Source organism: Pseudomonas sp. CFBP13509 (assembly GCF_005233485.1).
Classification (GTDB): domain Bacteria; phylum Pseudomonadota; class Gammaproteobacteria; order Pseudomonadales; family Pseudomonadaceae; genus Aquipseudomonas; species Aquipseudomonas marginalis.
In genome coordinates this window covers 64,718-78,344 of the sequence record NZ_QGAA01000017.1, presented here as the reverse complement: position 1 = coordinate 78,344, position 13,627 = coordinate 64,718, and the positions used below count along the sequence as shown (strand labels likewise).

The 13,627-nt window shown below is 63.6% G+C and carries 13 protein-coding genes; 8 read left to right on the top strand and 5 right to left on the bottom strand.

Annotated features, from left to right (window positions below):
* Positions 1-236: 236 nt before the first annotated feature.
* Positions 237-1,547 (top strand): MFS transporter, encoded by a 1,311-nt coding sequence (locus PspCFBP13509_RS24350; protein WP_065924834.1) that lies wholly within the window; start codon positions 237-239, stop codon positions 1,545-1,547.
* A 97-nt stretch (positions 1,548-1,644) separates the two neighbouring features.
* Here the strand turns inward: PspCFBP13509_RS24350 and purT are convergent, their stop codons facing one another.
* The 5 genes from purT to PspCFBP13509_RS24325 all read right to left on the bottom strand — a co-directional run bounded on the left by purT (position 1,645) and on the right by PspCFBP13509_RS24325 (position 4,901).
* Positions 1,645-2,826, bottom strand: a complete 1,182-nt coding sequence (gene purT, locus PspCFBP13509_RS24345; RefSeq protein ID WP_137212812.1) for a formate-dependent phosphoribosylglycinamide formyltransferase — start codon at positions 2,824-2,826, stop codon at positions 1,645-1,647.
* 69 nt (positions 2,827-2,895) lie between these two features.
* Entirely contained in the window at positions 2,896-3,363 is a 468-nt protein-coding gene (locus tag PspCFBP13509_RS24340; RefSeq protein ID WP_065924836.1) for a VUT family protein, read from the bottom strand.
* Between the two features lie 163 nt (positions 3,364-3,526).
* Complete coding sequence (locus tag PspCFBP13509_RS24335) at positions 3,527-3,742, bottom strand: DUF1289 domain-containing protein (protein ID WP_065924837.1); 216 nt, start codon at positions 3,740-3,742, stop codon at positions 3,527-3,529.
* Complete coding sequence (locus PspCFBP13509_RS24330; RefSeq protein ID WP_065924838.1) at positions 3,739-4,263, bottom strand: gamma carbonic anhydrase family protein; 525 nt, start codon at positions 4,261-4,263, stop codon at positions 3,739-3,741. The genes PspCFBP13509_RS24335 and PspCFBP13509_RS24330 overlap by 4 nt, the downstream gene beginning before the upstream one ends.
* Before the next feature lie 35 nt (positions 4,264-4,298).
* The gene (locus tag PspCFBP13509_RS24325) at positions 4,299-4,901 is read right to left on the bottom strand and encodes a CoA pyrophosphatase (RefSeq protein WP_015885706.1); all 603 of its coding nucleotides are present in this window, start codon (positions 4,899-4,901) and stop codon (positions 4,299-4,301) included.
* A gap of 146 nt (positions 4,902-5,047) precedes the next feature.
* Between PspCFBP13509_RS24325 and PspCFBP13509_RS24320 the strand changes: the two genes are divergently transcribed.
* From PspCFBP13509_RS24320 to nagE, 7 genes are all read left to right on the top strand, one after another.
* Positions 5,048-5,599 carry an NUDIX hydrolase gene (locus tag PspCFBP13509_RS24320; RefSeq protein WP_065924840.1) on the top strand — a complete coding sequence of 184 codons (552 nt, stop codon included), beginning with the start codon at positions 5,048-5,050 and terminating at the stop codon, positions 5,597-5,599.
* Positions 5,600-5,636: 37 nt separating this feature from the next.
* Positions 5,637-6,140: a L,D-transpeptidase family protein gene (locus PspCFBP13509_RS24315; RefSeq protein WP_027605448.1), complete on the top strand. Its 504-nt coding sequence runs from the start codon at positions 5,637-5,639 to the stop codon at positions 6,138-6,140.
* 262 nt (positions 6,141-6,402) lie between these two features.
* Positions 6,403-7,161: a GntR family transcriptional regulator gene (locus PspCFBP13509_RS24310; protein ID WP_065947911.1), complete on the top strand. Its 759-nt coding sequence runs from the start codon at positions 6,403-6,405 to the stop codon at positions 7,159-7,161.
* 10 nt (positions 7,162-7,171) lie between these two features.
* On the top strand, positions 7,172-8,278 hold the full coding sequence (gene nagA, locus PspCFBP13509_RS24305) for an N-acetylglucosamine-6-phosphate deacetylase (protein ID WP_137212811.1): 1,107 nt from the start codon (positions 7,172-7,174) through the stop codon (positions 8,276-8,278).
* Complete coding sequence (locus tag PspCFBP13509_RS24300; RefSeq protein ID WP_137212810.1) at positions 8,259-9,281, top strand: SIS domain-containing protein; 1,023 nt, start codon at positions 8,259-8,261, stop codon at positions 9,279-9,281. Before nagA ends, PspCFBP13509_RS24300 begins: the two co-directional genes overlap by 20 nt.
* A 29-nt stretch (positions 9,282-9,310) precedes the next feature.
* Positions 9,311-11,821 carry a phosphoenolpyruvate--protein phosphotransferase gene (gene ptsP, locus PspCFBP13509_RS24295; RefSeq protein WP_065924844.1) on the top strand — a complete coding sequence of 837 codons (2,511 nt, stop codon included), beginning with the start codon at positions 9,311-9,313 and terminating at the stop codon, positions 11,819-11,821.
* Between the two features lie 27 nt (positions 11,822-11,848).
* Positions 11,849-13,555, top strand: a complete 1,707-nt coding sequence (gene nagE / locus PspCFBP13509_RS24290) for an N-acetylglucosamine-specific PTS transporter subunit IIBC (RefSeq protein WP_137212809.1) — start codon at positions 11,849-11,851, stop codon at positions 13,553-13,555.
* Positions 13,556-13,627 lie beyond the last annotated feature (72 nt).

Genomic DNA, 13,627 nt, shown 5'->3' with positions numbered 1-13,627 from the left:
TTGCAGCGTGTCAGCCCCTTGTTGGATCCACACACCCCTTCCTATAATCCCTGCGGCTTACCCAAGCCCCGCCCGACCGCGTGCTACCCGCACTCCGCGCGTCCAGGCTCCGCTGCATCGTGTCTGACCGGTGTTCGCTCCCATCCCGAGCCGCCCCGCGCACTACCCTGATCCAAGGGGGTTCGACCCAATAATAATCCGCGTCCAAACGCGCAACGACTGTCAGGGATAACTCAATGAGCACCACCTATAACGAGGCTGCGACCGCCGCCCCGACCAACTCGACTGCACGAGTCGCCACCGCGAGCATCGTCGGCACCGCCATCGAGTTCTACGACTTCTATATTTACGCCACCGCCGCAGCCCTGGTGATCGGCCCGGTGTTCTTCCCGCAGACCTCCGGCACTGCGCAGATGCTGGCGTCATTCCTGACCTTTGGCATCGCCTTTATCGCGCGTCCGCTGGGCTCGGCATTGTTTGGCCACTTTGGCGACCGTATCGGCCGAAAATCCACGCTGGTGGCCTCGTTGCTGCTAATGGGCGTGTGCACCACGCTGATCGGTTTGCTGCCCGGCTATGACAGCATCGGGGCCTGGGCGCCGATCCTGTTGTGCGTGCTGCGTTTCGGCCAGGGCCTTGGGTTGGGCGGGGAATGGGGCGGCGCCGCCTTGCTGGCCACCGAGAACGCGCCCAAAGGCAAACGCGCCTGGTTCGGCATGTTTCCGCAACTGGGCCCCTCCATCGGGTTCCTGGCCGCCAACGGCCTGTTCCTGATCCTGGCCATGAGCCTCAACGACGAGCAGTTCCGCAGTTGGGGCTGGCGTATTCCGTTCATCCTCAGCGCGGCGCTGGTGATGGTCGGCCTGTATGCACGCTTGAAACTGCACGAAACTCCGGTGTTCGCCAACGCCGTGGCCAAGGAAAAGCCGGTGAAAGTGCCGCTGGTGGAGTTATTCAGCCAGCATTGGCTGCCGGTGCTGCTGGGCGCCGCGTCGATGGTGGTGTGCTACGCGCTGTTTTACATCACCACTGCGTTTTCCCTGAGCTACGGCGTGTCGACCTTGGGCTACAGCCGCGAGACATTCCTTGGGCTGCTGTGCTTTGCCGTATTGTTCATGGGCCTTGCCACGCCTTTGGCCGCCTTGGCCAGTGATCGCTACGGACGCAGGCCGGTGCTGATCGTCGGCGCAATCCTGGCGATCCTGTCCGGCTTCACCATGGAGCCCCTGCTGACCCACGGTTCGACCTGGGCCGTGGCATTGTTCCTGGCGCTGGAGCTGTTCCTGATGGGCGTAACCTTCGCGCCGATGGGCGCCATGCTGCCGGAACTGTTCCCGACCCGCGTGCGTTATACCGGTGCTTCGGCAGCGTATAACCTGGGTGGGATTGTGGGCGCTTCGGCTGCACCGTTCTTCGCGACCAAGCTGGTGGCGATGGGTGGGCTGAGTTATGTCGGTGGGTATGTGTCGGCGGCAGCGTTGCTCAGCTTGATTGCTGTGCTGTGCCTGAAAGAGACGCGGGATAACGATTTGAACAAGGTCGTCTGATAAACAGCTATCGGGAGCAAGCCCCCTCCCACATTTTGACCGCATTTCTACTGGAACAATGCGATCAAAATGTGGAAGGGGGCTTGCTCCCGATGCTTTACAGCTCTACCACAACCGCCTGGGAAGCACGGGTCGCCTTGGCCCGAGCCGCTTCAATCGATTCATCCCGCGCCAACGCCACGCCCATGCGGCGCTGGCCATTCACTTCTGGCTTACCAAACAGACGCAACGCCGTGTCCGGCTCGCTCAGTGCAGCGCCGAGGTTGGCAAACGCGGTCTGGGTCGACTGCCCTTCCACCAGAATCACCGCCGACGCCGAAGGCCCGAACTGACGGATCAACGGGATTGGCAAGCCCAGGATGGCACGCGCATGCAGGGCAAACTGCGACAGGTCCTGGGAAATCAACGTCACCAAACCCGTGTCGTGCGGGCGTGGCGACACTTCGCTGAACCACACCTGATCACCCTTGACGAACAGTTCCACGCCAAACAGACCACGGCCACCCAAGGCTTCGGTCACGGCTTTGGCGACGCGCTCGGACTCTGCCAGCGCAACCGGGCTCATGGCCTGTGGCTGCCAGGATTCCTGATAGTCGCCTTTCTCCTGACGGTGGCCGACCGGCGCGCAGAAGGTGGTGCCGCCGATGTGGCGCACGGTCAGCAGGGTGATTTCGTAGTCGAAGTCGATAAAACCTTCGATGATCACTCGGCCCTTGCCTGCACGTCCGCCTTCCTGGGCGTAATCCCAGGCTTTGCGCACGTCGTCAGCGCTGCGCAGCAGGCTCTGGCCCTTGCCCGACGAACTCATCACCGGCTTGACCACGCAGGGGAAACCCAGGTCCTGGACGGCCTTGCTGTAGTCCTCGAAGGTGTCGGCGAAATGGTACGGCGAGGTCGGCAGGTCCAGTTCTTCGGCGGCCAGGCGACGGATGCCTTCACGGTTCATGGTCAGCGACGTGGCGCGCGCAGTCGGGATCACGGTGAAGCCTTCGGCTTCCAGCTCAACCAGCGTCGCGGTGGCGATGGCTTCGATTTCCGGCACGATGAAGTGCGGTTTTTCCGCTTCGATCACCGCACGCAGGGCGGCGCCGTCGAGCATGTTGATCACATGGCTGCGATGGGCAACCTGCATGGCCGGCGCATTGGCGTAGCGATCCACGGCAATCACTTCAACGCCCAGGCGTTGCAGTTCAATCACCACTTCCTTGCCCAGCTCACCGCAGCCACACAGCAAAACGCGGGTCGCGGTTGGCGACAATGGAGTTCCGATTCGGGTCATCTCAGGTCCTCAGGGGAGCGGATCATGGGGAGAAAGGCCGGCATTTTACATGAACTGTAAAAATTGGCCTCAGTTGGCGACGGCCCGCTTGCGGATGCGCCAGGCCATGATCAGCCACACCGCCGTGACCCCGGCGAACTTCGACGCCAAGGCGGTGCCCACCACGGCAGGGGTGAGCGCACCGATCAGGCCGAAGAAGATAAAGGTATCAAGGGGAATGCTGAGCGCCGAACTTATCCACAGGCGGTCGTGGAGCGGGCGCTTGGTGATGCTGAACACCAGCCAGTCAATGCATTCCGACACCGCGAATGCCGTGGCGCTGGCCAGGGCGATGGACGGGTCCGAAGTGATATACGACAACACCAGCGCCGCCAGCATGGCGATGATCGCCCCGTGGCCGAAGCGGGTTTGCACCATGTCGCGCAGAATAAACACCAGGCCGCCCCAGGCCGACCAGATGACGTCCAGGTGCGGGGCAGTGGAGAAGGCGAAGTTGATCAGCACGACGCTGCTGATGTAGGCGATCAGGAAGAGCATGGGGCGAGGGACCTGTGAACAAGGGGCACAGGGTACTTCACATTTTGAAATATGTCGTCTGGGAGGGCCTCATCGGGGGCAAGCCCCCTCCCACATGTTGACCGCATTCTTACAGATCAAACGCGGTCAAGTGTGGGAGGGGGCTTGCCCCGATGGCGGTCTATCAGGCACCGGATTTCCCAGAAACCATAAACACCAACCCACTCGCCACCGCCCGCTCATGGCACAACCCCAACACCACCCGGCGCTCGGCGTTGTCCATGCGGCTCCAACGCGTAATCTCATCCACGGTGCGCTGGCAGCCGGTGCAGATATCGTCATCGTCCAGCGCACAAATGCTCACGCACGGCGAGGCGACGGGGCGTTCAATCGGGTTCATTCTTCCTGCTCAACCAGGTCCCGCGCGTAACGCTGGGCGTTATGCACATAGTGCGCGGCGCTGGCTTCCAGCATCCGCTTCTGTGCGTCGGTCAACTCACGCACGACTTTGCCCGGCGAGCCCATCACCAGGGAGCCATCGGGGATTTCCTTGCCTTCGCCGATCAACGCGTTGGCGCCGATGATGCAGTGCTTGCCGATCTTGGCGCCGTTGAGGATCACCGCGTTGATACCGATCAGGCTGTAATCGTCGACCGTGCAGCCATGCAGCATGGCGTTATGGCCGATGGTCACGCCGGTGCCCAGGGTCAGCGGGTAGCCCATATCGGTGTGCATCACGCTGCCGTCCTGGACGTTGCTGTTCTTGCCGATCAGGATCAGCTCGTTGTCGCCACGCAGCACCGCGTTGAACCAGACGTTGGCGCCCTCCTCCAGCTTGACCTTGCCCACCAGCGTGGCATTCGGCGCCACCCAGCTGTGTGGATGGGTCTCGACGCGGGCATCGCCCAGGCGGTATTTCATGCTGTTCCCTCACGGCTGGCCGTTCAAACGACGGCTTAGGTATTGATGAAGCTCTTGGGCGGCTGGTGCAGGCTTATCTGGGCGTCGTCATAAAGCAGATTGATCAACTCGACGATCATGATTGCCGTCAGGCCCCAGATCTTGTATTCGCCGAAGCGATAACTGGGCACGTACCAACTGCGACCCTGGTAATCGATTCGGTGGGTATGTTCGCGTGGATCCTGTCGGAAAAAGTCCAGGGGAACGCTGAAGACGGCAGCGATTTCAGCATCGTTAGCCAGGTACTCGACGTAGTCGGGGATCACCCCCACATAGGGCGTGACCCGGATGCCGTGCAGGGAGATCAGCGGGCTCAGTGGGCCGATGACTTCCACCAGGCCGGGGGGCAGGCCGATTTCTTCTTCGGCTTCACGCAGGGCGGTGAAGATCAGGTCCGGGTCTTCGGGGTCGCGGCGCCCGCCGGGAAAGGCCACTTCGCCACCATGGGTCGACAGGCCGCTGGCGCGCAGGGTCAGGATCAGCTCAGGTTCGTCACTGCGGGTAATCGGCACCAGCACCGCGGCCTCGGGGAAACGCCCGTCGGTTTCCAGCGTGTGGGGGGTGTGATTGCTTACCCGGCGAAGTAGCTCGTCCAGCATGAGTCATCTCGGTCTGTTGGCTACCTTGCATCATGCACCAAAGCGTGCGGGTGCCCAACCCCAAAACCCGGCAGGTGTCGCTAAACGACAACTTGCAGGCCCCCGCCCGCCACGCCAAGATAGGCGCACTTTCCAGGAACCCCAGCATGAATTTCTGTAGCCAGTGCGGTAAACCGGTGACCCAACGCATTCCCGAAGGCGACGGGCGCCTGCGTTTTGTGTGTGATCACTGCTCCACCATCCACTATCAGAACCCCAATATCGTCGCCGGTACCGTGCCAGTGTGGGGCGATAAAGTGCTGCTGTGCCGTCGTGCCATCGAGCCGCGCCTGGGTTACTGGACCCTGCCCGCCGGTTTTATGGAAAACGGCGAGACCGTCGAACAGGCCGCCACGCGCGAAACCCTGGAGGAAGCCTGCGCCCGCGTGCGCAACCTGGCGATCTATACGCTGATCGACGTGCCGCATATCAGCCAGGTGCATATCTTCTACCGCGCCGAACTGGTCGACCTGGACTTCGCCGCCGGCCCCGAAAGCCTCGAAGTGCAGCTGTTCGACGAGGCGGACATCCCTTGGTCCGAGCTGGCTTTCCGCACGGTCGGGCGTACCCTAGAATACTTTTTCGCCGACCGCCGCCAGCAGTCCTTCCCGGTGCGCAGCGAAGCCGTGCCACCTCTTTCTTCAAAGCCCGCCCAATAACCATTCGGCAGCTCGTCGCCACAGGGATACCGTTTTAATGCGTTGGTTGCTTGCTCTGATCTGCCTGTCGTTCGCCACGCTTTCGCCGGCCTCTACCGTGGAAACCCTGGGCGGCAAGACGGTCGAAAAAGTCCTGGTGCTCAAGTCCGCCCACCAATTGCAGTTGATCAACGACGGCAAGCCCCTCAAGACCTATCGGATTTCCCTGGGCAAAAACCCCAAGGGCCACAAGCTGATCGAGGGCGACCGCCGCACCCCGGAAGGCCTGTACTGGATCGACTGGCGCAAGACCAGCGACCGCTACTACCTGTCCATGCACATCTCCTACCCGAATATCAGCGATGCCGCCCGCGCCCGCCGCGAAGGGGTGAAGCCCGGCAGCATGATCATGATCCACGGCACGCCCGACACCGAAGAGTACCCGGAGCAGTGGTTCCACACCCTGGACTGGACCGACGGCTGCATCGGCATGCGCAACGTCGACATGCGCGAAGTCTGGAACCTGGTCAAGGACGGCACGCTGATCGAGATCCGCCCGTAAATCTTCGACCGTTCGTAATTTAATTAAAAATATTTCCCTCCCCCTCCCACGCCTGCCGGTGAATACCAGTTCACCGCGCGGGCTGCGCACTTCTGCGCGCGATAAAGACCTCTCTAATACCACTTGATACCGGGCACCATTAAGGCGCCCTGAAACCGGTACTCGCACCGTTTTGGCAGCATTGACATGGTATTTAAGTGGTATTAGCTTCCGGCCAATACCGGGCGACAACACTCCAATAACCGCATCGGAAACCTCATAGATGAACCCCATCCTGACGCTGCGTCCCGACGACAAACAATCCACGCCGCTGTACCTGCAATTGGCCCGCAACCTGGAAGCGGCGATCCATGCCGGCCAGTGGAAATCCGAACAGGCCCTGCCCTCGGAGCGCGCCCTCAGCGAACAGCTGAGCATTTCGCGGGTGACCGCCCGTAAAGCGCTGGAAGTGTTGTTCGCCCAAGGCCTGATCCGCCGCAGCCAGGGTTCCGGCACCTTTATCACGCCACGCCTGGAACAGCCGCTGTCGCGCTTGTCGGGGTTCAGCGAGATGTTGCGCCTCAAGGGCTTTGTGCCCAGCTCCCAATGGCTGGAGCGCGACATCACGCCGCCGACCCACGAAGAGCTGATCCGCCTGTGCCTGTCGCCCACCGACAAAGTGGCGCGCCTCAAACGCCTGCGCAAAGCCGATGACACAGTGATGGCCATCGAGATGACCGCCATGCCCGCCTCGGTGCTGCCGCAGCCGCAAGCCATCGGCAATTCGTTGTACGAATACCTCGAAAGCATCGGCAAGCCCATCGTGCGCGCCCTGCAACACATCCAGGCGATCAATGCCTCGGACGAGTTCGCCAGACTGGTGGGCATCGCCCCCGGCACCGCCATGCTGTTGATGACTCGCGTGGGCTACACCGCCGACAACACGCCGATCGAAATCACCGACACCTACTGCCGCAACGACTACTACGACTTCGTCGCAGAACTGCGCCGCTACGACTTTGCCGCCGAGTTGCGGCCTTAGAGAACTGCCCATGTCCGAAGACAATATCCTCACGCCCCACGGCTGGATGCGCGGCCGCCTGGTGCACCAGCACGGCAAGGTCATCGCCATCGAGGGCGAACCTTGCGACCCGGCTGAAAACGACTTGCCCTACCTGCTGCCGGGTTTTATCGACCTGCACGTCCACGGCGGCGGCGGTAAAGACATCATGGAAGGCGCCGACGCTTTCGAGACCATCACCCGCACCCACGTGCGCTTTGGTACCACCTCGCTGCTGGCCACCACCATGACTGCACCGGTGGAGGAAATCTCCAGCGTGCTCGGCCAACTCGGCGGCTTTTGCGAGCAACGTCCTAGCGGCAGCGCCCGCGTACTCGGCGTGCACTTGGAAGGCCCTTACATCAACCCAGGCAAACTCGGCGCCCAACCCAACTTCGCCCACACCGCGCTGATGGCGGAAGTGGAAACCTACCTGCGCCTGGCGCCGATCCGGGTGATCACCATCGCCCCGGAAATCGCCGGCCACGACGCCCTGATCCGCACCCTCAGCGAACGCGGCGTGCGCATGCAGATCGGCCACACCCTGGGCAGCTATGAAGAAGGCGTCGCCGCCCTCGCCGCCGGCGCCACCAGCTTTACCCATTTGTACAACGCCATGAGCCCGTTGCATCACCGTGAGCCGGGCATCGTCGGCGCCGCGCTGGCCCACGCCAAGTACGCAGAATTGATTCCGGACCTGCTGCATGTGCACCCCGGTGCCATGCGCGTAGCCCTGCGGGCGATCCCGTGCCTGTATTGCGTCACCGATTCCACCGCCGCCGCCGGCATGCCCGATGGCGAATACAAGCTGGGCAGCCACACCGTGACCAAATGCCTGGGCGGTGTACGCCTGGCCGACGGCACCCTGGCCGGCAGTACGCTGACCATGGACCAGGCGCTGCGCAACCTGGTGAAGATCGGCCTGCCGATCAGCGAAGCCTCACAACGCCTGTCGCAATTTCCTGCGGATTACCTGGGCCTGGAAGAACGCGGCCGCCTGCAACCGGGCAGCTTTGCCGACTGCGTACGCCTGGACCGCTCCCTGCACCTCACCGACGTCATGGTCGAAGGAGAAACCATTGTCTTCAAAAATGCTTGAAGAGGCCTTGGCCTCCGCTGACGCCGTCGCGGCACAACTGCAACGCCTGGGCCCACTGCTGGAAGAAGTCGCCGGCCGCCTGCGCCGCCAGCCGCCGCAGGTGGCGATGACCATTGCGCGGGGCAGCTCGGACCACGCCGCCAGCTACTTCGCCTACCTGGCCATGCAGCATGTCGGCATCCCGGTGGCGTCGTTGCCGATGTCGGTGGTGACCTTGTTGCAAGCACCCATGAAAGTCAGCGGCCAGGTAGCGTTCGGTTTCTCCCAGTCGGGGCAAAGCCCGGACCTGGTCAACAGCTTGCGCCTGCTGCGCAAGCGTGGCGCCTTGAGCATCTCGCTGGTCAACGCCGAAGACTCGCCGCTGGAAGCCGCCTGCGAATTCCATGTACCCCTGTGCGCCGGGCCGGAACTCAGCGTGGCCGCGACCAAGAGCTTTATCGCCACCCTCAGCACCAGCGCGCTGTTGATCGGCCACTGGAACCAGGAGCCCGACTTGCTGCCAGCCTGCCAGGCCCTGCCCGAAGGCCTGCGTGAAGCCGCCGGGCAGGACTGGACGCCCGCCATCGAGGCGCTGCGCGGCTGCCAGCAACTGATGGTGATCGGCCGGGGCGCCGGTTTTGCCATCGCCCAGGAAGCGGCGCTCAAGCTCAAGGAAACCTCGGCGATCCAGGCCGAAGCCTTCAGCAGCGCCGAGGTACGCCACGGGCCGATGGCCTTGATCGGCGCGGACTACCCGCTGCTGGTCTTCGCACCACGGGGTGCCGAGCAAGCCGGCTTGTTGAGCCTGGCCGCCGATATGCGCCAACGCGGTGCCCGCGTGCTGCTCGCAGCACCGGACGATATCGCCGAACGCGACTTGACCCTGAGCCGCGCCGAACACCCGAGCCTGGACCCGATCCTGGCGATCCAGAGTTTCTATGTCATGGCGGCCGGCCTGTCCGTCGCCCGAGGCATGGACCCGGACCAGCCGCGCCACCTGAGCAAAGTTACCCGCACTCACTGAGTCGCGCTTTCCTGATGAGTACCGTGCCCATGCCCAACAACAATAATGAACTGACCCTCAACGCCCCCCTCAGCGGGCCGTTACTGGCCCTGGGCAACGTGCCTGACGACGTGTTCGCCAGCGGCGCCCTGGGCGACGGCATGGCGATCGACCCGCTCAACGATTGCCTGCATGCGCCGTGCGATGGCGTGGTCATCCACGTCGCCCGCACCGGCCACGCCTTGACGATACGCGCCGACAACGGCGCCGAAGTGTTGCTGCACATCGGCGTCGACACGGTCGAATTGAACGGCGAAGGGTTTGCCCTGCTGGTCAAGGAAGGCGCCCGGGTCAGCAATGGCCAGGCGCTGGTGCGCTTTGACCTGGACCGTATCGCCCGCCAGTGCAAAAGCCTGGTCAGCCTGATCATCCTCACCAATGGCGAACACTTTGAAATGCGCCCGCTGGCCGCGAAAACCGTCAAGCAGGGCGACCCCTTGGTGCAGGTTGTGCCGCGTGCGAACGCAGCGCAGCAAACGGCTGTGGATTACGCCGTCGCCGAAGCCAGCGCCAGCGTGCACGTGACGCACCGTGGCGGCCTGCACGCACGACCGGCGGCGTTGATTCGCAAGACCGCCCAGGGTTTCAGCAGCCAGGCGCAGGTGCACTTCGGCGCCAGGTCGGCCGCCTGCGACAGCCTGATCGGTCTGATGGGGCTGGGCATTGGCGAAGGCGACGAGGTGCGCGTGACCTGTCGCGGCAAGGACGCCGAAGCCGCGCTGCAGGCGCTGGTCGCGGCCTTGTCCGCCGCCGTCAAGGCTGAACCCCACGCACCGGTCGTCGCCATGCCGCGCCGGGCAACCACGGAAGTTGATGTGTTGCAGGGCGTGTGCGCGGCACCGGGACTGGTCTGCGGGCCGTTGTTTCGGCTGGCGGGTATCGAGTTGCCGTCGGACCCCGGCCATCACGTCACTGACGAACAACTGCAACGCCTGGACGCAGCCCTGGAGCAGGTGCGCGGTGAAATCCGCAGCACCCTGGACCAGGCTCGCCAACGCAAGGCCGTCGAAGAAGAAGAGATCTTCGCCGCCCACCTGGCCCTGCTCGAAGACCCCGCCCTGCTGGACGCCGCCACCGAAGCTATCGAACACGGCAGCGCCGCCACCCATGCCTGGCGTGATGCGATCCAGGCGCAGTGCGCGGTATTGCTGGCCCTGGGCAAGCCGCTGTTCGCCGAACGCGCCAACGACCTGCGCGACCTGCAACAACGGGTCCTGCGCGCACTGTTGGGTGAAGCCTGGCATTTCGAATTGCCTGCGGGAGCGATTGTCAGCGCCCATGAACTGACCCCTTCGGATTTGCTGCAACTGAGCGCGCAACAGGCTGCCGGGATCTGCATGGCCGAAGGTGGCGCCACGTCCCATGTCGCCATCCTGGCGCGGGGCAAAGGCTTGCCATGTGTCGTCGCGTTGGGCGCTGAGGTGCTCGATGTGCCGCACGGCCAGCGCGTGGTGCTCGACGCCGGCAACGGCCGCCTGGAACTGGCCCCCAGCGAGGCGCGTCATGCCGAAGTCCACCGGATCCGCGACGCGCAGATACTGCGTCGCCGGCAGCAACAGGCCCAGGCCCAACAACCGGCGCAAACCCGCGATGGCGTGAACATCGAAGTGGCCGCCAATGTCGCCTCCAGCGCCGAGGCCCAGGTGGCCTTTGAAAATGGCGCTGACGGCGTCGGCCTGCTGCGCACCGAATTCCTCTTCGTCGACCGCCGCACGGCGCCGGATGAACAGGAGCAGCGCCAAGCCTATCAAGCTGTGATGGATGCTATGGGCGACAAGTCGGTGATCATCCGCACCATCGATGTGGGCGGCGACAAACAACTCGACTACCTGCCGCTGCCCGTCGAGGCCAACCCGGTCTTGGGCCTGCGCGGTATTCGCCTGGCGCAGGTACGCCCGCAGCTGCTGGATCAGCAACTGCGTGCGCTGCTGCAAGTGTGCCCCTTGGAGCGCTGCCGCATCCTGCTGCCGATGGTCAGCGAAGTCGACGAACTGCTGCACATTCGCCAACGCCTGGATCAATTGTGCGCCGAGCTGGAACTGACCCAGCGCCCGGAGCTGGGGGTGATGATCGAAGTGCCCGCCGCCGCGCTGATGGCCGAGCAGTTGGCCGAGCACGCGGACTTCTTATCCATCGGCACCAATGACCTGTCCCAGTACACCCTGGCGATGGACCGCGACCACGCCGGCCTGGCTGCGCGGGTCGATGCGCTGCATCCGGCATTGCTGCGGCTGATCGCCCAGACCTGCGCCGGCGCGGCCAGGCATGGCCGCTGGGTCGGTGTCTGCGGGGCCTTGGCCAGCGACCCGCTGGCCACGCCGGTACTGGTCGGCCTGGGGGTCAGCGAGCTGTCGGTCAGCCCGCCGCAGATCGGCGAAATCAAGGACCGCGTCCGCCACCTGGACGCGGCGCAATGCCGGCAACTGAGCCTCGGCCTGCTCGACCTGAGCAGCGCCAGGGCGGTTCGCCAAGCCTGTCAACACCACTGGCCGCTGAGCTGACAACAACAAGAAAAAAGGAGACACGCCATGTACCAACACTTTATTGAAGGCCTGCAACGCCTGGGCCGTGCGCTGATGCTGCCGATCGCGATCTTGCCGATCGCCGGTCTCTTGCTGCGCCTGGGCGACACCGACTTGCTCAACATCGCGGTGATGCACGATGCCGGGCAGGCGATCTTCGCCAACCTGGCGCTGATCTTCGCCATCGGTATTGCCGTGGGTTTTGCCCGTGACAATAACGGCACCGCTGGCCTGGCCGGGGCAATTGGTTACCTGGTGATGATCTCCACGCTCAAGGTGATGGACAATACCATCAACATGGGCATGCTCGCCGGTATCGCCAGCGGCTTGATGGCCGGTGCGCTGTATAACCGCTTCAAGGACATCAAGCTGCCGGAGTACCTGGCGTTCTTCGGCGGGCGGCGGTTTGTGCCGATTGTCACCGGGTTTTCAGCGGTGGCGCTGGGGGTGATTTTTGGCTTGATCTGGCCGCCGATCCAGCACGGGATCAACAGCTTCGGCGTATTGCTGATGGAAAGCGGCAGCCTCGGCGCGTTCGTGTTTGGCGTGTTCAACCGCCTGCTGATCGTCACCGGCCTGCACCATATCCTCAACAACATGGCGTGGTTTGTGTTCGGCAGTTTCACCGACCCGCTGACCGGTGCGGTGGTCACTGGCGACCTGACCCGCTACTTCGCCGGCGACCCCAAGGGCGGCCAGTTCATGACGGGGATGTTCCCGGTGATGCTGTTCGGCCTGCCCGCTGCCTGCCTGGCGATGTACCGCAACGCCCTGCCGGAGCGGCGCAAAGTCATGGGCGGGATCTTCCTGTCGATGGCGCTGACCTCCTTCCTGACCGGCGTGACCGAACCCATCGAATTCGCGTTCATGTTCCTCGCGCCGTTCCTTTACCTGCTGCACGCGCTGCTCACAGGCCTGTCGATGGCCGTCACCAATCTGCTGAACATCCACCTGGGCTTTACCTTCTCCGGTGGGTTTATCGACATGGTGCTGGGCTGGGGCAAGTCCACCAATGGCTGGCTGATGGTGCCGGTGGGCCTGGCCTATGCCGTGATCTACTACAGCGTGTTCAGCTACTGCATCCGTCGCTTCAACCTCAAGACACCGGGCCGGGAAGATATCCAGGCCGCCCCGACCCAAGTCATGACCGACCATCAACGGGCCAGCGCCTACATCCGTGCGCTGGGCGGCGCTGACAACCTGCTGAGTGTCGGCGCGTGCACCACACGCCTGCGCCTGGACATGGTCGATCGCAACAAGGCCGTGGATGCAGAGCTCAAAGCCCTGGGCGCGATGGCCGTGGTGCGCCCCGGTAACGGCGGCAGCTTGCAGGTGGTGGTGGGCCCGCTGGCGGACAGCATTGCCGACGAGATTCGCTTGGCCATGCCCACGTCCGGCCAGCCATCGTCGCCCTCGGCCCCCGCTCAACCCGAGGCCGGCGCTGTCACCCCGCCACACGCCGAACAATGGCTGAATGCACTGGGCGGTGCGCGTAATGTGTTGCAGTTGGAGTGCGTGGCCATGAGCCGCATTCGCTTGAAGCTGGCTGATGACCAAGCGCTGTCCGAGCAGCAGCTCACAGCCTTGGGTTGCCAGGGAATCCGCCAGCTCGACGACGGCATCTGGCACTTGCTGGTGGGTGAATCGGCCCAGGGCTTGAGCAGCGCGCTCAAGGCCCTGGCCAACCGTGATCCGGTGCACACCAGCGCCTGACATCGCGACTTATCTACCGCCTTGCCGACGGTGCAGCGCTCCATGCTGAGGTTCCTATCATCAGCATGGAGA